The 22,971-nt window shown below is 69.6% G+C and carries 22 protein-coding genes; 16 read left to right on the forward strand and 6 right to left on the reverse strand.

Annotated features, from left to right (window positions below; genetic code table 11):
* Positions 1 to 9 precede the first annotated feature (9 nt).
* From H5399_RS02500 to H5399_RS02515, 4 genes are all read left to right on the forward strand, one after another.
* Positions 10 to 1,569 carry a dihydrolipoamide acetyltransferase family protein gene (locus tag H5399_RS02500; RefSeq protein ID WP_370585669.1) on the forward strand — a complete coding sequence of 520 codons (1,560 nt, stop codon included), beginning with the start codon at positions 10 to 12 and terminating at the stop codon, positions 1,567 to 1,569.
* A gap of 75 nt (positions 1,570 to 1,644) precedes the next feature.
* Entirely contained in the window at positions 1,645 to 1,815 is a 171-nt protein-coding gene (locus H5399_RS02505; RefSeq protein ID WP_182781438.1) for a CsbD family protein, read from the forward strand.
* Positions 1,816 to 1,970: 155 nt separating this feature from the next.
* The gene (locus tag H5399_RS02510; protein WP_182781439.1) at positions 1,971 to 2,330 is read left to right on the forward strand and encodes a hypothetical protein; all 360 of its coding nucleotides are present in this window, start codon (positions 1,971 to 1,973) and stop codon (positions 2,328 to 2,330) included.
* 87 nt (positions 2,331 to 2,417) lie between these two features.
* Positions 2,418 to 3,839, forward strand: coding sequence for an ANTAR domain-containing protein (locus H5399_RS02515; protein WP_182781440.1), 1,422 nt, complete (start codon positions 2,418 to 2,420; stop codon positions 3,837 to 3,839).
* Here H5399_RS02515 and H5399_RS02520 read toward each other — a convergent pair.
* Entirely contained in the window at positions 3,836 to 4,336 is a 501-nt protein-coding gene (locus H5399_RS02520) for a ferritin-like domain-containing protein (protein WP_182781441.1), read from the reverse strand. The two genes, H5399_RS02515 and H5399_RS02520, sit on opposite strands and share 4 nt — an antisense overlap.
* 284 nt (positions 4,337 to 4,620) lie before the next feature.
* Between H5399_RS02520 and H5399_RS02525 the strand changes: the two genes are divergently transcribed.
* From H5399_RS02525 to H5399_RS02545, 5 genes are all read left to right on the forward strand, one after another.
* Complete coding sequence (locus H5399_RS02525) at positions 4,621 to 5,475, forward strand: hypothetical protein (RefSeq protein WP_182781442.1); 855 nt, start codon at positions 4,621 to 4,623, stop codon at positions 5,473 to 5,475.
* Positions 5,472 to 6,005: a phage holin family protein gene (locus H5399_RS02530; RefSeq protein ID WP_220490724.1), complete on the forward strand. Its 534-nt coding sequence runs from the start codon at positions 5,472 to 5,474 to the stop codon at positions 6,003 to 6,005. The genes H5399_RS02525 and H5399_RS02530 overlap by 4 nt, the downstream gene beginning before the upstream one ends.
* On the forward strand, positions 6,005 to 6,661 hold the full coding sequence (locus H5399_RS02535; protein WP_182781443.1) for a DUF3618 domain-containing protein: 657 nt from the start codon (positions 6,005 to 6,007) through the stop codon (positions 6,659 to 6,661). Before H5399_RS02530 ends, H5399_RS02535 begins: the two co-directional genes overlap by 1 nt.
* Positions 6,662 to 6,844: 183 nt before the next feature.
* The gene (locus tag H5399_RS02540; RefSeq protein ID WP_182781444.1) at positions 6,845 to 9,115 is read left to right on the forward strand and encodes a catalase; all 2,271 of its coding nucleotides are present in this window, start codon (positions 6,845 to 6,847) and stop codon (positions 9,113 to 9,115) included.
* Positions 9,116 to 9,146: 31 nt separating this feature from the next.
* Positions 9,147 to 10,334 (forward strand): zinc-dependent alcohol dehydrogenase, encoded by a 1,188-nt coding sequence (locus H5399_RS02545; RefSeq protein WP_255421940.1) that lies wholly within the window; start codon positions 9,147 to 9,149, stop codon positions 10,332 to 10,334.
* Between the two features lie 18 nt (positions 10,335 to 10,352).
* On the opposite strand, the gene H5399_RS02550 is transcribed toward H5399_RS02545, so the two are convergent.
* Together H5399_RS02550 and H5399_RS02555 are read right to left on the reverse strand one after the other, a co-directional pair.
* Positions 10,353 to 11,327 (reverse strand): cation diffusion facilitator family transporter, encoded by a 975-nt coding sequence (locus H5399_RS02550; RefSeq protein ID WP_182781445.1) that lies wholly within the window; start codon positions 11,325 to 11,327, stop codon positions 10,353 to 10,355.
* Positions 11,324 to 11,803, reverse strand: a complete 480-nt coding sequence (locus H5399_RS02555; RefSeq protein WP_182781446.1) for a transporter substrate-binding domain-containing protein — start codon at positions 11,801 to 11,803, stop codon at positions 11,324 to 11,326. Before H5399_RS02555 ends, H5399_RS02550 begins: the two co-directional genes overlap by 4 nt.
* 199 nt (positions 11,804 to 12,002) lie before the next feature.
* Between H5399_RS02555 and H5399_RS02560 the strand changes: the two genes are divergently transcribed.
* Both H5399_RS02560 and alr read left to right on the forward strand, forming a co-directional pair.
* The gene (locus H5399_RS02560) at positions 12,003 to 13,109 is read left to right on the forward strand and encodes a YihY/virulence factor BrkB family protein (protein ID WP_182781447.1); all 1,107 of its coding nucleotides are present in this window, start codon (positions 12,003 to 12,005) and stop codon (positions 13,107 to 13,109) included.
* A 65-nt stretch (positions 13,110 to 13,174) separates the two neighbouring features.
* Entirely contained in the window at positions 13,175 to 14,290 is a 1,116-nt protein-coding gene (gene alr, locus H5399_RS02565) for an alanine racemase (protein ID WP_182781448.1), read from the forward strand.
* Positions 14,291 to 14,293: 3 nt separating this feature from the next.
* Here the strand turns inward: alr and H5399_RS02570 are convergent, their stop codons facing one another.
* Entirely contained in the window at positions 14,294 to 14,965 is a 672-nt protein-coding gene (locus H5399_RS02570) for an EcsC family protein (RefSeq protein ID WP_182781449.1), read from the reverse strand.
* Between the two features lie 88 nt (positions 14,966 to 15,053).
* Here H5399_RS02570 and aat point away from each other — a divergent pair, with 88 nt between their 5' ends.
* The 4 genes from aat to pheA are packed head-to-tail and all read left to right on the forward strand — an operon-like array spanning position 15,054 to position 18,443.
* A complete protein-coding gene (gene aat / locus H5399_RS02575) occupies positions 15,054 to 15,803 on the forward strand; it encodes a leucyl/phenylalanyl-tRNA--protein transferase (protein WP_182781450.1) in 750 nt (249 codons plus the stop codon).
* A complete protein-coding gene (locus tag H5399_RS02580; protein ID WP_182781451.1) occupies positions 15,796 to 16,659 on the forward strand; it encodes a DNA-formamidopyrimidine glycosylase family protein in 864 nt (287 codons plus the stop codon). Before aat ends, H5399_RS02580 begins: the two co-directional genes overlap by 8 nt.
* Positions 16,660 to 16,688: 29 nt before the next feature.
* Positions 16,689 to 17,501 carry a DUF1206 domain-containing protein gene (locus H5399_RS02585; RefSeq protein WP_182781452.1) on the forward strand — a complete coding sequence of 271 codons (813 nt, stop codon included), beginning with the start codon at positions 16,689 to 16,691 and terminating at the stop codon, positions 17,499 to 17,501.
* A gap of 42 nt (positions 17,502 to 17,543) precedes the next feature.
* Positions 17,544 to 18,443, forward strand: a complete 900-nt coding sequence (pheA, locus tag H5399_RS02590; protein ID WP_182781453.1) for a prephenate dehydratase — start codon at positions 17,544 to 17,546, stop codon at positions 18,441 to 18,443.
* Between the two features lie 192 nt (positions 18,444 to 18,635).
* Here pheA and H5399_RS02595 read toward each other — a convergent pair whose 3' ends face one another.
* Together H5399_RS02595 and H5399_RS02600 are read right to left on the reverse strand one after the other, a co-directional pair.
* Positions 18,636 to 20,177 (reverse strand): diacylglycerol kinase family protein, encoded by a 1,542-nt coding sequence (locus H5399_RS02595; RefSeq protein WP_182781454.1) that lies wholly within the window; start codon positions 20,175 to 20,177, stop codon positions 18,636 to 18,638.
* Positions 20,178 to 20,231: 54 nt separating this feature from the next.
* Complete coding sequence (locus H5399_RS02600) at positions 20,232 to 21,437, reverse strand: MFS transporter (RefSeq protein ID WP_220490728.1); 1,206 nt, start codon at positions 21,435 to 21,437, stop codon at positions 20,232 to 20,234.
* 194 nt (positions 21,438 to 21,631) lie between these two features.
* Between H5399_RS02600 and serS the strand changes: the two genes are divergently transcribed.
* Positions 21,632 to 22,906: a serine--tRNA ligase gene (gene serS, locus H5399_RS02605; protein ID WP_182781455.1), complete on the forward strand. Its 1,275-nt coding sequence runs from the start codon at positions 21,632 to 21,634 to the stop codon at positions 22,904 to 22,906.
* Positions 22,907 to 22,971 lie beyond the last annotated feature (65 nt).

Raw genomic sequence — 22,971 nt, forward strand, 5'->3', positions numbered from 1 at the left:
GAGCCTGAGATGAAGCACCAATTCCTGCTGCCGGATCCGGGCGAGGGCCTGCTCGAGGCGGAGATCGTGGCGTGGAGGGTCGCGGCGGGTGACGTGATCGAGGTCAACGACGTGCTGGTGGAGATCGAGACGGCCAAGTCGCTCGTTGAGCTCCCCTCACCGTTCGCGGGCACCGTCACTGAGCTGCTGGTGGCGGAGGGGACGACGGTGGAGGTCGGCAGCCCGATCGTGGAGATCGACGACGGGGAAGGCGGAGAGGCGCCCACGGAGGAGGCGCCCGCTGGGGCAGGCCCCAACCTGGTGGGCTACGGACCCTCCGATCCGGGACCCGCTCGGCGTCGCCGTCGAGCGCAGGGGGCGGACAAGGCCTCGGTGGCCGAGGCGATGTCCGCGTCCTACGGGCACCATGAGCCGGGGCGCCGGGCGGACGAGGTGCATCCCGCGGGGGCGGTCCACGCCCAGGCCCACGGCGATCCGTTGCCGGCCCCTGGCCGGGCGCCGTCGGAGTCCCAGCTGGTGCTGGCCTCGGATCCTGGATCGTCGCGGGCGAAGCCCCCGGTGCGCAAGTACGCGATGGATCTCGGCGTGGACCTCGGAACAGTGGTGGGCACCGGGCCTGAGGGCACGATCACCCGCCGCGACGTGGAGGCCGCCGCCGCGTTCCGCTACCTCGACGAGCAGCCCAAACAGGGGCGCATCCTCAACGATCACGCCGCATTCCAGGCCTCCGAGCCGAGGCTCGGCGGGGCCGCGGGTGCTGCTGGGCAGGCGCACGCCGGGACCTCGTTCAGCGGGTCCAGCTTCGGCGGCGGATTCGGACCGACGGAGGGAATTGGTGGCTCCAACCCGCGGCAGGGCCGCGCCGAGCGCCGCGTCCCCATCAAGGGCGTCCGGAAGGCGACGGCGGAGAACATGGTGCGCTCCATCCAGACGCATGTGCACGTCACCGAGTGGATCACCGTCGACGTCAGCGCGACGATGGACTTCGTCGAGACGCTCAAGGGTCGCCGTGAGTTCACGGGCCTGAGGGTGTCGCCGCTGCTGGTCTACGCCAAGGCCATCTGCCTGGCTCTTGCGCGCAATCCGGAGCTCAACTCGTCGTGGGACGAGGAGCGGCAGGAGATCGTCTATTACGGCGACGTGAATCTCGGCATCGCGGCCGCCACCCCCCGCGGCCTGATGGTGCCCAACATCAAGTCCGCCCAGGATCTGAGCCTGCTGCAGCTGTGCCAGGCCGTGAACCAGCTGGTGCAGGTGTCGCGGGAGGGAAAACTGCAGCCCGGCGACTACGCATCCGGCACGTTCACCATCACCAACGTGGGCGTCTTCGGGATCGATGCGGGCACGCCCATCATCAACGGCGACGAGTCTGCGATCTTCTGCATGGGCTCCATCGAGCGCCGCCCGTGGGTAGTGGGCGCGGGGGCCGAGGAGCGCGTCGTCCCGAGGTGGGTGACCACGTTGGCCGTGGCGTTCGATCATCGGATCGTCGACGGAGAGCAGGGGTCGCGGTTCCTGCACGACGTAGCCTCCATCCTTCAGGAGCCGGCCCTGGCGCTGCTCTACTGAGAGATTCCCGGAGATGTGTTTAGCGGGCCGGATTGTGGGTACGTAGCCATTACCAACCCACAACGAGGAGGAATCATGGGAATCGACGACAAGATCAGCAATGCGGCCCAGGAAGCGGCGGGGAAGGTCAAGGAAGGCGTCGGTAAGGCGACCGACAATGAGCGCCTCGAGGCCGAGGGACACGCCGATCAGGCTGCAGCCGATGTGAAGCAGGCCGGCGAGAAGATCAAGGACGCCTTCAAGTAAATCCTTCGGGCGAGCTTATTCAGTCCGACTTCGCACCAAGGCGAAAGCGCGGCCGGCCACTCACGTGGTCGGCCGTTGCTGTGCCCAGAGCGCACAGATCCAGGATTGTGGCGCACCAAAGGGACTCGCCTCGTGCACGAATTGCAGGTGGCATTGTGACAACACCCCGTGACCCTGAGGCGCCCGCTGCGGTGCACCGACTGGCGGAGGTGCTTGAGGAAGTGCGCGTCGGCGTCCCGACGACAAGGGATGCGGCCTTCGACACCCTGAGGCGGCTCTTGGCCGTCCATGTGGGCGGCCAACTCGGACGGCCCCGTGGACCCCTCGGTATGGCCTGGCACGGCCGCGTCGCGCGTTCCCAGCGGGCCATCGCCGCGTCCGTCGCCTTCCTGGAAATGGTTCGCCGGGATTCGCTGGACTTCGTGATCGAGGCAGGGCTGTTGGAGGAGATCCTGACCGACTACCTGGCCCCGACGGAGGGCGAGCCTCCGGACAGCAGAAGCCGCGGGGCATGACCTGATCGTTGCGTCCTCGGCCCTCCGCCTCCGCTACTGTGCGAAGGTACGGCGAGTCACGCCGTCACCTCACCAGAGGAAGCTTGAATGACCCTCGATCTCAGTGGCGAAGAGGGGGCACCGGCCCCGGCAGCGCCCCGCGTCGGCATCGACATGTTCGTGCCGGATCCTGAGCTGGTAGCCCCCCCACGGGCGAGGCTGGCTCTCGTCCAGCCCGAGTCCCAGCGGGTGCAGGTGCTGAGTAGTGCCCTCGATGACAGCTACGACGTCATAGCGGTGACCGACATCGAGGGCGCCATCGACACCCTGCTGGCCGATCCCCCGGAGATCGTCCTTGCGGACCTCGCAGCCTGGTCCGCGGGCCTGGACTTCCTTCGCGCCCTCCGGGCAGAGCCGACGCTGGCGGGGAGCGCTGTGGTTCTGCTGGATGATCCGCCGGACGAGTCGGGTGAGGTCCACGTGGATCTTCCGCAGCTGCGCATCCGCCTGGCGGCCGCGCTGGCCAGGGCCCGACAGCGTTCCCTGGACACTGCGTGGCGGCGCGCCCTCCTCTCGTCGCTGCGCGACGGGGTGTTAATCTTCGATGCAGCGGGCGTGGTCATGGACATGAATCCCGCGTTCGCCCAGTTGTTCGGGTACTCGATGGCCGACGGGCCGTTCCGGCCTCCCTACCCGTGGTGGCCGAGCGAGGAGGAGGACGCGGACCAGAGGGCGGCGATCGCGCAACGCCATCGCGAGGCCCGTGAAGGTTCACCGGGGACCACCGAGGCGCTGTACTACGACTGTGAGCGCCGACCCTTCTGGGTCTCGGTGACCGACGCATCGGTGAAGGATCCCGAGACGGGCCTCACCGCCACCATCCGGACGTTCCGGGACATCACGCGTCAGAAGGAGGCGGAGAGCCGACGCGCGGCTGCCGCGCATGTCAGCGCGGGCTTCGCAGGTGAGGACGACATCGCGACCCTGTTGGGGCTGGCCACCCACGGCTTCGAGTTGCTGTTCGTGGGACGCTGCACCATCCAGATCGACCTGGGAGGCCCGGTCCTGTTCCACAGTGGCGCGACGGTGTCGGCCGAGGAGCTGCCGCCGGAGGTCGTGGCCGGCATCGGTGGACGCCCGAACGCCGACAGCATCAGCCTGCGGCCGGGCATCCTGCTCGTGCCGCAGACGAGCCTCGCCGACTGCCGGGCCTGGATCCAGTTCCCACGGCCCCGTCAGGTCAGGCCGGACGAGATGATCGTGGCCGACCTCCTCGCGCAGGCCTTTGCGCTGGCCGTCGATCGCCTCATCACGGCCCAGCAGAGCGCTGACAGACAGGAACACATGGCGCGCGGGATCGAGAGCCACCGCCTGATCGGCCAGGCGGTGGGCATCCTCGTCGAACGGCACAGGGTGACGCCGGCCGAGGCCTTCGAACGGCTCAAGCACGCCAGCCAGGAGCGGAACCTCAAGCTCCGCGCAGTGGCGGAGCTCGTCATCGAGACGGGCGCGGACCCCGAGGCGCTCTAGGCGCCGCTGGCCGCAGCCGTCGCGTTGGCCTCGGTCTCCGCGATCTTGGTGAGGAGTTCGTCGGTGCGGGACTCCTCCTCAAGCGACTGGGTGAGGAGGTCGTAGCCGTCGTTGAGTCCGAGCATCTTGGCCCACCGTCGCATGGTGCCGTAGCGGGTGATCTCGTAGTGCTCGACGGCCTGCGCCGAGGCGATGAGGGCGGCGTCGGCGGCAGGGCTGCCCTGGTACTCCTCCAGGTGCTCGTCGCCCTCCTTGAGGATGCCGTCGATGGCGTCGCAGCGCTTGCTGGTGGGCTTGCGGTCGATCATCGCGAAGACCTTCTCGAGGCGATCGATCTGCCCCTGGGTCTCCCCGAGGTGGTGCTCGAACGCGGCCTTCAGCTCGTCGGAGACCGCTGCCTCCTGCAGCTTCGGGAGGGACGAGAGGATGTGTCGCTCGGCGTAGTACATGTCTCGCATGGTTGCGAAGAACAATGCGGCCAGATCCTTTTCAGCCATGGTTTCTGTTCCTTTCTCAGGGCGTGTGGAATGTGCTCCACGCTAGTCCGATCGGCCCGGCTGTCAAGTGGACAGGGGGAGTATTTCGCCCTGAACCGCCCCTGTTTAGAATCCGCGGAAGTGGGTACGTAATAGGGCTGACTGGCTCCGCCTGCCCTATGTTCGATGGGCTTATCCGGCGTGATCACTTTGCTCGATCCATGTTTAGACATCGCGATTGTGGGTAAGGACTGTGCAGGAGAGCACAAGCTCTCGCACGACCGAACACGTAATGGAGGATCACCATGGCGTACCCGAATGAGACACCCACTGGTGGGCAGAGCGAGTACGGCGCAACTGTGGCGCCGGTCACCATGCCTGGGCAGTCCGGTGCAACCGGTTGGACCGGGTCTTCCGCCGATCAGAGCGCCACCGACCAGGCCAAGGAGGTCGCCTCCCACACGGGTGACCGGGCCAAGGATGTCGCGGCCACGGCCCAGGGTGAGGCGAAGGCCGTCACCGATACAGCCAAGGATGCTGGTGGCCACGTCATCGACACCGCCAAGCAGGAGGTCGGTGAGGTGGTCGAGGAGGCCAAGGCGCAGGGTCGTCGGCTCCTCGACGAATCGATGTACGAGCTCCGGGCCCAGGCCGGGACCGGGCAGCACATGGTCGCGGAGTTGGCCCGCTCATTGAGCGGTGAGCTGCGGGCGATGTCCCAGGCGGACCAGGACGGCATGCTCGGCGGCTACGTGGACAAGGCGCAGCGGTTCAGCGACGACGCGGCCGCGTGGCTGGAGAGCCGGCAGCCCGACGAGGTCCTGGAGTCGGTGCGTCGCTACGCCGCACGCAACCCCTGGCAGTTCCTGGCCATCTCCGCAGGCGTCGGGTTCGTCGGGGCGCGCATCTACCGCGGCCTGCAGGGAGCCAAGGCTGATGAAGGCAGCCGGGCGCAGCCCGCGGCCGTGTATCGCCCAGGGGCTGCGGTGCCTGGTTCATATCCCACGCCGCACCTCGGCGGCCAGTACCCGCCGACGCCCTCGGGTGCTGCCCCTCGTCGCGAGTCGCAGGTGGCCAACGGGACGTTCGTTGAGCCTGAGTCCCAGTACGAGGATCTCACCGTCGAGGGTGGGGATCCCTGGCGGGAGGGTCTCCGATGACCTCCCCCTACACCGATCCGATCCCCACCGCCCGCGACTCTTACGGCGCCGGACACCCGGATCCCGCCATCCCGCTGGGCATGGACCCGGAGGAGGCCGAGAAGGAAGCAAGCTACGCCCGGTACCGGGCCGAGGAGCGGTCGCTTGGCGATATCGCCTCGGACCTGATCGACAACGCCACCACCCTGATCCGTCAGGAAGTGGAGTTGGCCAAGGTCGAGGCCAAGCAGTCGGCGTCGAAGGCGGGAAAGGGCGCCGGCATGCTCGCCGGGGCCGGCGTCACTGCCTTTCTGGGCCTGATCGCTCTCACGCTGGCCCTCTGGTGGGGCCTGGCCGTCCTGATGGGGTCGGCCCAGAACCCATCCCTGGGATGGAGTGGGGTGATCGTGGCCGTGATCTGGTTCGCGATCGCCGCCATCCTCGCCATGGCTGGGAAGAGTGAGTTCGCCAAGATGCGGGGCCTGCCCCGGACCGCTGAGACCGTGAAGAAGATCCCGAACGCTGCCACTGGCAATGAGGAGAAGAACTGATGAGCACCAACCCGGATGAGATCCGTCGAGATATCGAGCGCACCCGCGCTGAGCTGAGTGACAACGTCAACGCCCTCGGCGACAGCGCCAAGCCGAGCAACATGGTCCGCGAGCAGGTGGATCAGGTCAAGGAGGGCGTCCACAGCTTCAAGGAGCGGATCTTCGGCTCCGACACCAACCCCTACGACCATGGCGCGGTGGGCGAGGTGGGGGACAAGGCAGGTACTGCGGTGGCTGATGCCCGCGACGCCGTGGCCGACGCGCCGCGCCAGGTGAAGGCGTCGACCCGGGGCAACCCGCTCGCCGCGGGCCTCATCGCCGCCGGCATCGGGGCGCTCATCGGAGGACTGATCCCCGCCTCGCAGATGGAGAAGGAGCGCGCCACGCAGCTCAAGGACGCCGCAGAGCCCGCGATCGAGGAGCTCAAGGCCATGGCGACGGAGGCGAAGGACAACCTGCAGCCGCTCGCCGAGGAGGTCGCGGGGAACATCAAGGAGGTTGCACAGGGCGCCGGCCAGAACATCAAGGCCGACGCGCAGGCCGCCACCGACGAGGTCTCCGAGCAGGCCCGGCTCTCCGCAGAGACGGTCAAGGCCGACGCCCAGGTCAAGGCCGACGAGACCAAGGCGGAAGCGGACCGACTCCGCAGCACCTGACCGATGGGCCGGCCCGGATGTCCCGGGCCGGCCCCCGTCACGCTGCAGTCGTCCCGACGGCGGTCCCCGTCGGGCCGTCGTCGGGACCGCACTGTGGCACCACCCCAGCGGGCTCAGGCTCGTAGAAATCGTCGGCCCCGGGCCCGCGCGGCCCTCTGGCCGGCTAGCCCGAGGAGCAGTGCAATGTCGCCAGCCGAGAAGAAGACCCCACCCACTCTGACCCCGCCCAGCGGGCCGGGCGTCGAGTCCCCTCCTGTTGAGGAGCCCACCACCACCGTCGCACCGCCGCCGCCCAAGCCGTCGCAGCAGGGCCCCGCGACCGTCACGCCGACAGGCGCAGCCACCGGAGCGCCGCCCGAGGCGGTGGCGCAGCAGGGGGAGTACCTCACCACCTCGCAGGGCGCCCGCCTCCGCACCACGGATCATTCGCTGAAGGCCGGCCTCCGGGGCCCGGTGCTCCTGCAGGACCACCACCTGCGCGAGAAGATCACCCACTTCGACCACGAGCGAATTCCCGAGCGCGTCGTCCACGCCCGCGGCACTGGTGCCCATGGGGTCTTCGTGGCCAACGGGCGCGCCGCCAGGATCTGCCGCGCCGCATTCCTCAAGAAGGGGGTGGAAACCCCCGTGTTCGTCCGATTCTCGACGGTGGCGGGTTTCCGGGGATCCTCGGACACCGTCCGCGACACCCGCGGTTTCGCAACGAAGTTCTACACCACCGAGGGCAACTACGACCTCGTCGGCAACAACATCCCGGTCTTCTTCATCCAGGAGGGCATCAAGTTCCCCGACATCGTGCACGCGGTCAAGCCCGAGCCGGACCGTGAGATCCCCCAGGCGCAGAGCGCGCACGACACGTTCTGGGACTTCGTCTCCCTGCACACCGAGGCGCAGGCTCACGTCGCGTGGAGCATGTCCGATCGGGCGATTCCCCTGTCCTACCGGATGATGGAGGGCTTCGGCATCCACACCTTCCGGCTCATCAACGAGGCGGGCGACACGAGCCTGGTGAAGTTCCACTGGAAGCCCAAGCAGGGCATCCACAGCCAGGTCTGGGAGGAGACGCAGCTGACGGCGGGCAACGACCCGGACTTCCACCGTCGGGACCTCTACGACGCCATCGACGCCGGCGCCTACCCGTCCTACGACCTGGGCGTCCAGGTGATGCCGGACACCGAGGACGAGACGTTTGAGGGCATCGACCTGCTGGACCCCACCAAGCTGATACCCGAGGAACTGTGCCCGGTGGAGATCATCGGGACGATGACGCTCAACCGGCGCCCCACGAACTTCTTCGCCGAGGTGGAGCAGGTGATGTTCAACCCCGGCAACCTGGTGCCGGGGATCGACGTCACCAACGACCCGCTGCTCCAGGTGCGGCTGTTCTCCTACATCGACACCCAGATCACCCGGCTGGGCGGGCCTAACTTCAGCCAGATCCCGATCAACCGCGCCCACTGCCCGGTCAACGACATGTTCCGCGACGGCTTCCACCAGGCCGCCGTCCACGGCGGGGTGGCGCCGTACCGGCCCAACTCGCTCGACGGCGGGAACCCGGCCGAGGCCGACGACGGGTCGGGTGCGTTCATCGACATTCCCACTCCGGTGGCAGGGGACAAGGTGCGTGAGCTGTCCGCGAGCTTCGAGGATCACTTCAGCCAGGTCACGCTCTTCGTGCGCTCCCTGACGGACGTGGAGCGCGAGCACCTGACCCGCGCCTACACGTTCGAGCTGGGCAAGTGCTTCGAAGAATCCGTACGGGTGCGGCAGCTGCAGTGCCTGGCCAACGTCGACGCCGAGCTGTGCGCGGACGTTGCCCGTGGCCTCGGCCTACCGGCGCCGGAGCCGACGGTGCCGCCCGCCGACGTGGAGCCCAGCCAGGCGCTGTCGCAGCTGCGCGGGAAGTGGCCGGTGACGGGCCGAAAGATCGCGGTGATCGTCGACGCCGACACCGATCCCGCTGCGATCGCCGTGGCGAAGGACGCCGTCGAGGGGAAGGGCATGCGTGCGTTCATCACGGCTCCACGCGGCGGCAAGCTGGGTGACGTCGTGATCGATCGGGCGTTCCTCACGGCAGCGTCGATCGAGTTCGACGCGGCGTTGGTCCTGGAAGCGCCCAAGCCCGCACCGGATGCCGAGCCCACTTTCGACGCGAAGGCCGGTCACTCGACGGCGGGCGAGCCGGTGGATCCGCGCGTGGTCAAGATGGTCGCGGAGATGTACCGCCACTGCAAAGCGATCGCGGTCTCCCCCGGGGCCACAGCCGTGCTCGACGCGGCCGGGGTGCCACGGGAGGCTCCTGGCGTGGTGGTGGCCGAGGCTGGGGCGGCCGTCTCGCGGCTGACGAAGCTGCTCGCCACGCACCGGGTGTGGGAGCGGTTCCCGGCCGGCCCAGGCGGTCCTCAAGCCCGCGATGGAGAAGCGCCTGGTGCCGGCGAGGAGAAGCCGGCGTAGACCGCGCCGGCTGAGCGACGGGAGGGAAGCGATGATGCGCGCTGTCACCTGGCAGGGACGAGGCAAGGTTGAGCTGACGGAGGTTCCGGATCCCGCAATCGAGAACCCTACCGATGTGGTGGTGCGGGTCACCTCCACGGCGATCTGCGGATCGGACCTCCACCTGATCGGACCGCTGACCCCGTTCATGACCCGCGGCGATGTCCTGGGCCACGAGTTCATGGGAGTCGTCGAGGAGATCGGCTCGCAGATCACGCACCTGAGGGTGGGGGACCGGGTGGTGGTCCCGTTCAACATCTCGTGCGGTAGCTGCTTCATGTGCTCCCGCGGGCTCCACTCGCAGTGTGAGACCACCCAGGTTAGGGAGTACGGCACCGGCGCGGCGTTGTTCGGCTACACCAAGCTGTACGGCCAGGTGCCCGGAGGCCAGGCCGAGTTCGTGCGTGTCCCGCAGGCCCAGTTCGGTCCGATCAAGCTGCCTGAGACGGGTCCCGATGAGCGCTGGCTGTACCTGTCCGACATCCTGCCCACCGCGTGGCAGGCGGTGAAGTATGCGGAGCTGCAGCCCGGCGAGACGTTGGCAGTGATCGGCCTGGGGCCGGTCGGACAGCTCGTGGCCCGCGCCGCCCGGGAGCAGGGCGCCGGCCGGGTCATCGCCGTCGACTACGTACCCGAACGGCTCGCCCTGGCCAGGGAATCGGGCTTCGAGGTGATCCATGCAGGCGGCGTGGGTGACGTGTCCGGAGCGATCCGCGAACTCACCCAAGGGCGTGGCGCCGATCGCGTCGTGGACGCCGTCGGGATGGAGGCGCACGGGTCACCGGTGGCCCACGCCGCGATCGGGATGGTGACGACGCTCCCCAAACCGGTGGCGGCCGCCCTCACGCAGACCCTCGGCGTGGATCGGCTCGCGGCACTGGAGACAGCGCTGGGTTCGGTGCGCCGAGGCGGCACCGTGTCCCTGGCAGGGGTGTACGGCGGGGCTGTGGATCCGCTGAACCTGATGAGGCTGTTCGACGCCCAGGTGACGGTCCGGATGGGGCAGGCCAACGTCCGGCGGTGGACGGACGAACTGTTCGAGATCCTGTCACGTGAGGACGACGTCTTCGGCGTTGAGGGCTTCGCCACCCACCACCTGCCCCTCGACGAGGCCCCGCACGCCTACAGCGTGTTCCGCGAGAAGAAGGACGGCTGCATCAAGGTGGTCCTGCACCCCTGACCTCGGTGGGCGGCTCGGTCACCGGTCCGGGTTGAGCGGGGAGAGCCCTTGCGGGATCTCGTCGCTGACCACGACGACCGTGTCGATGGTCTTCCAGTCCACGTCGGAGCACCGTCGGCGAAGGTCCTCGATCTGCGCCACGGTAAGCACCGCACCCTCCACAGGCACCACGAACACCTCACTGTGGAACATGTGGCCCATGTCGCGGGTGCGGACCTCGGCCTCGGCAACCCAGTCGGTACGCAGCGCCGCCTGGCGGAGCTTCTCGATGACCGGGTGCGGGTCGTCGGACTCGATCGGGGTGGCGCGGGCGTCGAGCAGGGCCGCGACCGCACCGCGGACGTTCGTGACGCCGTCCTTGACGATGCTGGCCGAGACCAAGACCGCGGCCACTGAGTCCGCCCACCACAGGCCGAACCCGATTCCCGTGACACCGGCCACGGTCGCCAGACCTGTCTGCCAGTCGGCCTTGAGCATGTCGGCGTCGGCGGCAAGCGTCTTGTCGTGCAGTTGCTCAGCGAGTTTCAGCTTCATCCGGCCGAGGATGACCGGCGGGATGGCGCTGAGCGTCATCACCACGATCATCAGCCACCCGGACCAGAAGGTGTATCCCAGGAGGGTGACGGCGCCCACGGGTGGCCGCTCGCCCTTGATCAGCCCCGAAGCCCCGTTGTAGAGCAGTGACGCCCCGAAGGTCAGAAGGGCCACCGCCGAGACGAGGTGACCGGCCGCGATGGCGCGGTGGTGCCCGTAGGGATGCTCGGGTGTGCGCGGCTTGCTGGCCCGCCACACTCCGATCAGGAATGCCACCGGCGGAAGGAGGGCCAGCGAGTCCTCCACGAAGGCTGTGCGCATCGCCTGGGACTGGCCGGCCGTGAGACCGACGGCCGTGATGATGAGGCCCATCACCACCAGCGAGATCCACTCCAGCCGGATGGCCCGGTGGAGGAGCGCGGACTGCTTCGGGGGCAGCACCGAATCGCGGTTGCTCATGCCTGGAGCCCTTCGGCGGCGAGGAAGCGCTCAAGGTTGGTCAGCAGCGCGTTCTCTCCCAAGCGGACCGCGATGACGAGCTTCACGGCCTTGCCGTCCGCGCCGATGGTGGTGGTGTACGGACGGGTGAGGGCAGCGTGCGTGGACCACGGCGAGTCTGAGGTGAGGCCGCCGATGATGAGGTCCAGCTGGCCCAGCTTGATCAGCTCCATGAGCTCACTCTCGGCCCCCTCGCGCCACTCCACGGTGGCGCCGATGGTGTCGGCGTAGGCCTCGACGATCTCGGCCTCGGGACCGCCGACCGTCCCGTCGTCGGATATCTCGGCGTGCGGCGGATGCGAGGCCACACCCACCAGGAGCGGGCCGTTCGTGGCGCGATGCAGGGTTCCCTCCGGGTCCCGGGGGAAGGCCGGCTCAGCGCACCCGCTCAGCAGGACCACCAGGGCCAGAGCGATGGCCCACAGGCTGCGGATCATCTTCGGAGTCTGCCATGCGGACCGACCCCTTGGCCAGGGGTCCGTTGGCGGCCGGCGACACCAGGGCGGCCCAACGCCTGTTTCGGATGCGCCTGATGTGGGTACGTCAGCGACGTGGGGCGCCAGCTGCCCCGGACAAGCAGAGACGCGCCAGCCGGGCTGACGGACCTGGCGCCGGTAAGTGAAGGAGGGGCACGCCATGTCGCCCAGTGAACGATCCACGCGAGACAGCGAGCCTGAATCGGTTGAGCAGACCCGGGAGAAGGCCGCGACCGCGCCGCACCCCGACGACCCGAGGAAGCCGGACTCCCCGTCGGACCTGCACGGACCCTCCTGGCGGTACGCGCTCAAGCGGGCCGCGTCCGAGTTCTCCAAGGACCACGTGACGGACCTGGCCGCGAGCCTCACCTACTTCGCCGTGTTGTCGCTCTTCCCGATGCTCCTGGCGCTGGTCTCGCTGCTGGGCGTCTTCGGACAGGGAGAGCAGACCGCGCAAGGCATCAACCGGCTGATCGAGACCTACGCGCCGGCGGAGCTCTCGGAACTGCTCGGCGACACCATCACGGGCCTGGCGACGCAGGGGGGTGCCGGGCTGGCGTTGGCGACGGGCCTGGCGGGCGCGCTGTGGGCCGCGTCCGGGTACGTCGGGGCCTTCTCCCGCGCGATGAACCGGATCTACGAGGTGGAAGAGGGGAGGCCGTTCTGGAAGCACAAGCCGCAGATGCTGCTCCTGACGCTGGTCCTGGTCCTCATCCTGGCCGTCATCGTCTTCGCGCTGGTCCTGTCCGGCGACATCGCGCGGGGCATCGGAGGCCTCATCGGTCTCGAAGACACCACCGTGCTGATCTGGGACATCGCGAAGTGGCCCGTGGTCATCGCCCTGGCGGTGCTGCTGATCGCGCTGTTATATTACTTCACCCCCAACGTGAAGCAGCCCAAGTTCCGCTGGATCAGCGTCGGCGCGTTGGTCGCGCTGCTCGTGGCGGCTTTGGCGGTGGCCGGCTTCTCTGTGTACGTGACCAACTTCGCCTCCTACAACGCCACCTACGGCGTCATCGGCTCGGTCATCGTCCTCCTCCTCGGGGTGTGGATCATCAACAACGTTCTGCTGTTCGGCGCGGAGATCGACGCGGAGATCGAGCGGGGGCGGCAACTCCAGGCGGGGATCGAGGCCGAGGAGGTCATCAAGCTGCCGCCGCGCGACACCAGGGCCTCGGAGAAGCTCGCCGACAAGCACGGCGAACTCGTCAGCCGCGGCAGAGAGCTGCGGGCCGAACTCGGGAGGGACCACTCCAAGGACGCCTGAGGGATTCGGGGGTCCGGCCGTCGGCCGGACTACGGCCGCGACACCGACAGTGAAACACTTGCTCCATGCCTTCGCCCACCCGGTTCCACGTCGACCTCGACGCCCTGCACGCCAACCTCGCCGTCGCCCGCGATCTGGCCGGTGGACGGAAGGTCCTGGCGGCGGTCAAGGCGAACGCGTACGGCCACGGCCTCGTCGAGGTGTCGCGCAGCATCCAGCAGAGGGGGAGCGCGGACTGGCTCGGGGTGGCCCTCACGACGGAGGCGCAGGCGCTGCGTGACGCCGGGGTCACCCTGCCCGTCCTCAAGTTCACCCCCACCCTGGCCGAGGACCTGCCGGAGGCCATCGCCGCGGGCGTGACGCTGTCCGTCGGGGACTCCCGCTCCGTGGACGAGGCGCAGGCGGCTGCCCTGGCGGCGGGGGTCACCGTCGACGTGCACCTCAAGATCGACACCGGGATGCGGCGCGTGGGCGTCGACCCCGCGGACGCTGTCGCGCTGGCGGAGAGGCTGGCCGCGTCGTCGCACCTGAGAGTCGGGGGCATCTTCACCCACCTCCCGGTCAGCGACGTGGTGCCAGGCGAGGAGTTCACCCGCGGCCAGCTGGCTCTGTTCGAGGCGACGGTGGCGAAGGTCGCGGCGGTGGTGGGCCCCCTCGAGCTGGTGCACGCGGCCAACTCAGGGGCGGTCCTCGGCCACGACCTCGGCTCCACCACCATGGTGCGCCCCGGCATCATGATCTACGGCTCCTACCCGGACGCCGCCACGCCCCCCACCCGGCCCCTGCGCGACGTGGGCCGCTGGACATCACGTGTGAGCTTCCTCAAGCGGATCGCGGCGGGGGAGACGGTGGGATACGGCCGCACCTGGACCGCCCCCCGCGACACCTGGGTGGCCACCGTGGCCGTCGGATACGGCGACGGATACTCGCGGCTGCTGTCGTCGCGGGGCCGGATGCTGATTGACGGCCGCTCCTACCCGGTCATCGGCCGAGTGTGCATGGACCAGACCATGCTGGACCTCGGACCCGACGGGCCGATGGTGGGGGTGGGCGACGAGGTTGTCCTGATGGGAACCAGCGGTGGCGAGCGCATCGGCGTCGAGGAGATCGCCCGGCTGATGGGCACCATCACCTACGAGGTGACCTGCCTGATCACCGCCCGCGTCCCGCGGACCTACTGACCCCTACTCGGCGCGGCTGCGGGGCAGCTTCGGCCGCCTGCTGGGGAACTCGTTCATGGCGTGGATGCCGATGCTCCGGGTGCTCCATCCGTCGACGGCGGCGCCCACGCCACCGCCCACGAACGGGATCCCGCGCAGCGCCCGCACGCCGAGACGCTTCCCGCTGACCTGGTACAGCACCCGGTCCAGCAGCGCCCGCGACACCTGCCCGTCCAGCCGCGCGTCGAACACCGGCGCTGTGGCCACCACCAGCGGCGAGCTGGGCAGCACGCCCTTGCTCACCAGGTCCGCCATGGTGGACGGGCCGAGCATGACCATGAGGATGGCGGTGCGGACTCGCGGATCGCTGAGTTCGTAGCCGCGGAGGTGCGCGATGCCCGCCACCAGCCGTGCCTGGAGGAACGTCGCCGCCGCGATGTTGGCCGGCACCGCCACCAGGGACACGAAGAACCCGCCCCAGTTCGTGACGAAACCCTGGCCACCGGCCATGGCGACGTGCTGGTTGATCATCCAGGAGATGGCGGACTCGGCATCCGAGCGCTGCGCCAAGAGCTGTTTGGCGGCGTGTTTGGCACCCGGCAGCCTGCCCTTGCCGTCGATGGCCAGCTGCAGGAGCTCGTGGAGGACGTCGGCGGTGAAGTTCTCGGCCACCGCCACGACGTTCTGGTCACTCATCGGCATACCCCTCTCTGCCCCAAGCGTCGCACACGCCTGCAAGCGCGTCGACCCTGGAAATGTCCCTAGGGGCTGCCAGACTGGGGGGATGCTGGGCGCCACGTTCGGCCGGCCCGAGGAGTGGCCGAGCCAAGATCTCATCGGATACTCCGAGGAGTTCGGCGCCGGACTGGCGCTCGAGGCCTACGCCTGCGGCGTGTTCCCGATGCCGATCTACCACGACGGGGACGAGATGGGCTGGTGGTCGCCGATGCAGCGCGGGCTGCTACCCATCCGCGGCCTCCACGTCACCAGATCGGTGAGAAAGTCGGCCAAGCGCTACACCACGACGGTGGATCAGGCGTTCGGCGGCGTCCTGGAGGCGTGCGCGGACCCGTCGCGCGACGGCGGGTGGATCGACGCGCGGATCGAGGAGGCGTACACCACCCTGCACGAGAAGGGGTGGGTGCACTCCGTCGAGACCTGGGACGCGGACGGGCGGCTGGTCGGAGGGCTGTACGGCGTGCACATCGGCGGCGTGTTCGCGGGGGAGTCGATGTTCCACCATCCCGAGCTGGGGCGGGACGCGTCGAAGGTGGCGCTGCTGCGCCTCGCCGTCGAGCTGGCGGACGCGGGCGTGGCGCTGCTGGACGTGCAGTGGCTGACGGAGCACCTCGGCTCGCTCGGCGCCTACGAGGTGCCACGGCACGAGTACCTGGGGCGGCTCAGTCTGGCCTTGGAGCTCCCCCGGTTGCCGTGGCGGGCCCGGGAGGCCATGGACGGGACTGAGTTGCTGAAGGCCTGGGACGTGGTGCGCTCGGCGGGCACACTGTCTGTGAGAGGAGGCGCCGATGCCTGAGCTGCCGGAGGTGGCCGCCCTCGCCGGGGCGCTGGACGAGAGGCTGCGCGGCCGCGTGATCGCCGCGGGACATCTCGTGTCGTTCGCCGCGCTGAAGACGTTCCGGATCCCGCTGGAGGCGCTGGCCGGGCTGGAGGTGGGCGGGGTATCCCGCCACGGGAAGTTCGTCGACGTTGAGGCCCAGGGCGTCCACCTCATCTTCCACCTCGCCCGCGCGGGCTGGGTCACCTGGCACGACGAGGCCCCGGCGGTCCCGTCGAGGCCGGGCAAGTCCGGGCTGGCGCTACGGATCATCCTCGACGACGGCTCCGGCTTCAGCGTCACGGAGGCCGGCACCCAGAAGCATCTTGCCCTCTACGTGGTGGAGAGCCCCGAGGAGGTGCCGGGGGTCGCGGCGCTGGGCCCGGATCCGCTGAGCCCCGAGTTCACCGTCGAGGACTTCCGGGCCGTGCTGGCCGTCGCCGGACGCGCCCAGCTCAAAGGGGTTCTGCGTGACCAGAAGATCCTGGCGGGGATCGGTAACGCCTACAGCGACGAGATCCTGCACGCCGCCAGACTGAGCCCCTTCAAGCCCGCCAACAGCCTCGACGAGGTGGCCTCGGCTGAGCTCTTCGGGCACCTTCGTGACGTGCTGGGCCAGGCTGTCGCGGCAGCGGCCCAGGTGCCGATCGCGCAGCTCAAGGACGCCAAGCGCGCCGGGATGCGGGTCCATGGGCGCGCGGGCGAGGCGTGCGAGGTGTGTGGCTCGACCATCGCCGAGGTGTCGTTCGCCGACTCGTCGCTGCAGTACTGCCCCGGGTGTCAGACCGGGGGGAAGCCGCTCGCGGACCGCCGGATGTCAAAACTCCTCAAGTAGCACTCTCCCCGGCTCCCTACGATGAGGAGATGAGCGACGGCGGAGTCATCGGCGACATCCAGGACAAGGCCAAGGACGTCGAGCACCATCCCGTCGCGGCATGGGTCGCCGGAGCAGGACACGTCGTCAACGGAGTGGTCCACGCCATCATCGGCGCCATCGCCATCGGGATCGCCCAGGGGGCCGCGGGATCCGCGGACCAGTCCGGCGCCATGCGGGCGATCAGGGCAAACCCGATGGGCGCGGCCGCGCTGTGGCTGGTCGCCGGGGCGCTGTTCGCCCTGGCCGTCTATTCGCTGGTGGTCGCCGTCGGTGAGGTGACTCGGGAGAAGCGGGACGCGGCCAAGAGCGTCGGCCGTGCGGTGATGTACGCCGTGGTGGGCGCGGCGGCGCTGGTCTACGCCATGGGCGGCACGGCAGACGGTGAGGAATCCACCGAGTCGCTCAGCGCCGAGCTGCTGCAGAGTTGGTGGGGATCGGCGCTCCTGGTGCTGGCCGGCGTGGTGATCGCCGTGATCGGCGCGGCGATGATGGCTAAGGGCCTCACCAAGTCGTTCCTCGAGGATGTTGAGCTTTCTCCCCGGTTCCGCCTGGCCTTCACGGCGCTGGGCATCGGCGGATACCTTGCGAAGGGGCTCGCGGTGGTGATCGTGGGCGTGTTGTTCGTTGTGGCGGTCTTCACCCGGGATGCGTCGGACACCGGCGGTCTCGACGGGGCGCTGAAGTCGCTCGTCGACGTCCCGGGCGGCCAGGTGGTGCTGATCGCCATCGGTGTCGGCCTGATCCTGTACGGCCTCTACTGCATCGCGAGGGCGAGAACAACGGCGCGCAAGGGTCGCTGACGGCACCGTCGTCGCCGTCGGCCGATGGCCTACCCTGAGGGCGTGCTCGGATACTTCGGCCCCGCGGGGACCTTCACCCATCAGGCGTTGCGCACCATCAACGCCGACGACGCCGTCGCCTTCGCCAGTGTGCGGGAGGCGCTCGACGCGGTGCGCCTCGGGGAGGTGCGGGGCGCCGTCGTGCCCATTGAGAACTCCGTCGAGGGAGGAGTGTCGGCGACGCTCGACGAGCTGATCGCCGGCGCGCCGCTGGCCATCCGAGGCGAGATCGTCATCCCCGTCGAGTTCGGGCTGTACGTGCGGCCGGGCACCCGCTTGGACGACGTGCGCCAGGTGCTGACCCACGGGCACGCGGCGGCCCAGTGTCGCGACTCGCTGTCGCACCTGGTCCCGCAGGCACACATCACCGAGGCGGGCTCGACGGCAGGGGCAGCGGCCGAGGTGGCGCGGCCGGACTCGCGCTACGACGCGGCGGTGTGCGCGAGGGTCGCGGGGGAACTGTACGGCCTGGATGAGCTGGCCTATCAGATCGAGGACAACCCGGGTGCGGTCACGCGTTTCGTGGAGGTGGGTGTCGCGGGGCCTGTGGCGGAGCGGACGGGCGCGGACAAGACCACCCTGGTGGCCTACATGCGCGAGGACCACGCGGGCGCTCTGCTGGAGATCCTGGAGCAGTTCGCGGTACGCGGGGTGAACCTCAGCCGGATCGAGTCGCGGCCCACGAAGACGACTCTCGGCTCCTACTGCTTCTCGATCGACGTGGAGGGACACCTGCACGACAAGCGGGTCGAGGAGGCGATGGAGGGCCTGCACCGGGTCTGCCCCACGGTGCACTTCCTCGGGTCCTACCCGCGCGCGGATAGGGCCCGCCCCGTCGTCGGCCACGGGTTCACCGACGAGGAGTTCGACGCCGCCGCGAAGTGGATCCGTACCCTCGGCTGAGGCCCAGGTTTCGCTGGCTGAGGTGTCGCCCATTCCGCTGGCTGAGGTGCGAGGAGCGTCAGCGACGAGCCTCGAAGCCTAAGAAACGGTAGCTGACAAGGTCACTTTCTTCAGGCTTTGAGGGCGCTACGTGGCACCTCAGCCAGCGGTAGGCTGGCCTCAGCCAGTGAGAAGGTCTCGTCGCTGCGCTGTTCAGCCAACGGGAGGGGCCGGCAGGACCACCCGCACCGCGGCCGGCACAACGTCGAAGCGGATCCTCCGCACCGCCCCCACCACGTCGCCGTCCACCTGGCACAGCACCGGCTCGGCGTACTCCGCCGTCACGCTCCGAGCGTCGAACCGGTCCAGGAGCGGCTCCTCCGATGCCTGCCTGAGCACCCCACCGATCATCCGCGCCACGTCGCCTGCCGTCCGCGGCGACGCGACCAGCACCTCCAGCGAACCGTCGTGCGCGCTCGCCGCGGGCATCAGCGACACCCCCGGGTACAGGTCGCCCACGTTGCCAACCTCCACCAGGGAGGCGTCCCGCTGCAGCGGGTCCCCGCCGTCGACGGTGAGCCGCAGCGACACCGGCCGTGCCCTGATGTGGCTGATCCCGGCCCACACGTAGGCCGCAGGCCCCAGCGCGCGCTTGAGCGCCTCGTCGGTGTCGTGGAGGACCGCGGCATCGGCGCCAAGCCCAACCATCACCGCCGCGACCCCCGCGACCCCGCCGTCGAGGTCCTCGTAGCGCAGCAGGTCCATCTCCTGCGCCTCGCCCGTGAACGCCAGCACGATCGCGCGTCCCGCGTCGCGCGGCACGCCCAGGTTGCGGGCGAGCAGGTTGCCCGTGCCGGAGGGGAGGATCGCCATGGGCGTCGCGCTGCCGGCCAGGGCGGCGCACACCTCACGGACGGTGCCGTCGCCCCCGACGACGAGCACCAGGTCCGCCTCCGATTCCAGTGCGGCCCGGGCCATGCCCCCACCGGGATCGTGCTCGGTGGTGGCCAGCCAGATCGGCGGCTCCCATCCGCGCACCTCCGCCTCGTGCCCGACGAGGCGGTGCAGGACGGCGAGGTCGCGCACCTTCGTCGGGTTGTACACCACGGCCAGACGCCCTGGCCCTGTGTGAGCGGGAGGCAGGGGGAGCATGTGCACGTCCGCGATCAGGCACGCTAGGGAGGCGACGAAGCCGCCGAACAGGAGCCCGCCCACCACGTCGGTGACGAAGTGGGCGCCGAGGAGCAGCCGGTCCGCCGCCACTACCAGGACCGTCGCGGCGCCCACCGCGCGCGCAGCCAGCACGACCCTCCGGGGTCGCCGCGTGATGGTGGTGAGGATGCCCAGGAGCATCGCCGCGACAGTGATGGCGACGGTATGCGCCGACGGGTAGCTCAGCGGGTCGCTGCTGACGAGGTAGTCCCATGGGCTGTCCGGACGGTCGCGGCCGATGGTGAGCTTGAGCAGCGCCGTGCCGGCGACTGCCAGCACCACCGCGATGATGATCGCCCGGGCGATGGCGAGGAACTGTCGCCGGGACGCCCACCATGAGGTGACGAGCAGGGCCGGATAGACGAGGGTGGGCGCGGTGATGAACGCCACCGCGGCAGCCGCCTGTCCCACCACCGAACGGTCAGGGACGGGGGAGTGCGGCCAGAGGTCGTCGACGAAGGCGGGCAGCAGCAGCGTCCACAGCAGGAAGGCGGCACCGAAGGCCAGTGTCGCCGCGACCGTCACCCTCGACCGTCGCATCATGGGGCCGATTCTTCCACCGTGCGCCGGGCTGGGGGCGGGGCGCGGTGGGCTCAGTCAGGTTCGGGCCCGCCAGGGGCGACCGCGGACGAACAACCAGGGCACCACGGCCGCGCCCATGACGATGCCGGTGACGGCGAAGGCCCAGCCGAAGCCGACGGCGTCGGCGATGGCCCCGGCCACCAGAGTGCCGGCGATGGATCCGAGGTCCATGGACATCGAATAGGTGGACAGGGCCTGCCCACCGCTGCGGTTGGAGCCGATGATGTCCGCCATGAGAGCCTGCGAGGCGGGCGCGATGAACGCGGCCCCGGCCCCGGCCAGCGCCGAGAGGGCGAGGAAGATCCACAGGTTGTCCACCCAGCCGAAGAAGACCGTGGCCAGAGCGGACACGGCGAGGCCCACCACCAAGAAGGGCCGGCGCCCCACCCGGTCCACGAGGCGGCCCGTGGCCTGCTGCGTGACGGCATTGCCGAGGGCGAAGAGGGTGAGCGCGATCCCGGCAGCCTGGGTGCCGATGGTGGGGATGGCGGCGGCCATCAGTGGCAGCAGCGCGATGCGCACCCCGAAGTTCGACCAGCCGTGCGCGAAGCCGGTGACCAGCAGCGCCCGGTAGTAGGGAAGCCCGAGGGCCTCGGCGAGGGAGAGGGTGTCGCGGGTTTCTCCGGCGACGGGGCGGCCTCCGGTGCCGCCGCGCAGGAACACCACCACCACCGCGGCCGCGGTGAACACCGCCGCGGCGTAGATGAAGAAGGGGATCCGCAGCCCCAGGCCCTGCATGGCGGAGCCCAGGATGGGGCCGAAGATGCTGCCGAGCAGGAAGGCGGTGCCGTACAGGGACGACGTGTGCCCGCGCTGGGCGGGGGGAGACAGCCGCACCAGCAGCGCCATCGCCGAGACGGTGAACATCACCGAGCCCATGCCGCCGATGCCCCGGAACACCAGCAGCCACCAGAAGTTGGTGGCCAGACCGCTGAGGACGCTGGAGGTGCCCACGACGAGGAGGCCGACGATGTAGACCCGCCGCTCCCCGAGCTTGTTGACCAGCGCCCCGCCGGCGGGGGCGAACAGCAGCCTGACCAGGGCGAAGACCGACACGATCGACGACGCGGCCATCAGCCCGACGTCGAAGGAGCGGGCGAACTGGGGGAGGATGGGGGCGACGATGCCGAAGCCGAGCGCGATGATCATCGCGGCGGCAACCAGCACCCAGATCTCGGCCGAGATCGGCTCCCGTCGCCCCGTCGCCTGATCGTCCCTCACCCGCCCACCCTATGCGACCCGCAGCCCTCGGGCGGGGAGGGGTTTGAGCCGATGGATGGGTTCGTGGAGGACGCCGCGCGGCAACTGAGCGGGGCGCGTGCCGCGAACCCATCCATCGGCTCAACTCTCCTCCCTCCCAACGAGGGGATCGGGGCACGCGGAACGGAGGGCCCGACGTCGGTAAGGTTGAGGCCATGATCGATCCCAAGTGGCTCCGCACGGATCCAGACCGCATCCGACGCTCCCAGGCCGCGCGCGGCGCCTCGGTCGAGCTCGTCGATGAGCTGATCGCAGCCGACGAGGCCCGCCGCTCCACCATCCTCTCGTTCGAGACACTCCGTGCCGAGCAGAAGGGCCTCGGCAAGGAGGTGGCCAAGGCGAAGGGCGAGGAGCGTTCGGCCCTGCTGCAACGCACCGGGCGGCTGGCGGCGGACGTGAAGGCGGCCCAGGCCTCCGTCGACACCACCGAGGCCCACTTCACCACCCTGATGAAGCAGCTCGGCAACCTCGTCCTCGACGGCGTCCCCGAGGGCGGCGAGGACGAGGGCGTGGTACTGGAGACCATCGGCACGCCGCGCGACTTCGCCGCGGAGGGCTTCACGCCCAGGGACCACCTGGAGATCGGCGAGCTCCTCAGCGCCATCGACATGGAACGCGGCACGAAGATCTCCGGATCGCGGTTCTACGTCCTCACCGGGGTGGGCGCGCAGCTGGAGCTGGCGCTGCTGAACCTCGCCATGACGAAGGCGGCGGAGTGGGGCTTCACCCCGATGATCCCGCCGGCGCTGGTCAAGCCGTCGGCCATGGAGGGCACGGGCTTCCTCGGCCAGGCGGCCCAGGACGTCTACCATCTTCCCGCCGACGACCTCTACCTCGTCGGCACGTCCGAGGTCGCGCTCGCCGCCTATCACTCGGGCGAGATCCTCGACGGTGCCACCCTGCCCCGGCAGTACGTCGCGTACTCGCCGTGTTTCCGCCGCGAGGCCGGCTCCCACGGCCGCGACACCCGCGGCATCTTCCGGGTGCACTGGTTCGACAAGGTGGAGATGTTCGTCCACTGCGATCCGGCGGATGCGGAGGAGTGGCACCAGAAGCTGCTCGGCTTCGAGAAGGAGTTCCTCAGCCTGCTGGAGGTGCCGTTCCAGGTTCTCGACGTGGCCTCGGGGGATCTCGGCCTGTCGGCGGCCCGCAAGTTCGACTGCTACGCCTGGCTGCCCACGCAGCAGCGCTACCGGGAGGTCACCTCCACGTCCAACTGCACCGAGTTCCAGGCCCGGCGTCTCGGCATCCGTGGGCGCTTCAACGACGGGGTGCGCCCGGTCGCCACCCTCAACGGCACGCTGTGCGCCATGACCCGCATCATCATCATGCTGCTGGAGAACCACCAGCAGGCCGACGGCTCGGTGCGCGTTCCCGAGGCGCTGCGTCCCTACCTGGGCGGCCGTGAGGCGCTCGTCCCGCCGGCTTAGCTCACCCGTCGTTCGACCGGGGGACACCGGCCGTTCACGCGGATCTGGCAGGCTCACGGCACGCC

This window comes from Tessaracoccus sp. MC1627 (assembly GCF_014164725.1).
In the GTDB taxonomy this organism is placed as follows: Bacteria; Actinomycetota; Actinomycetes; order Propionibacteriales; family Propionibacteriaceae; genus Arachnia.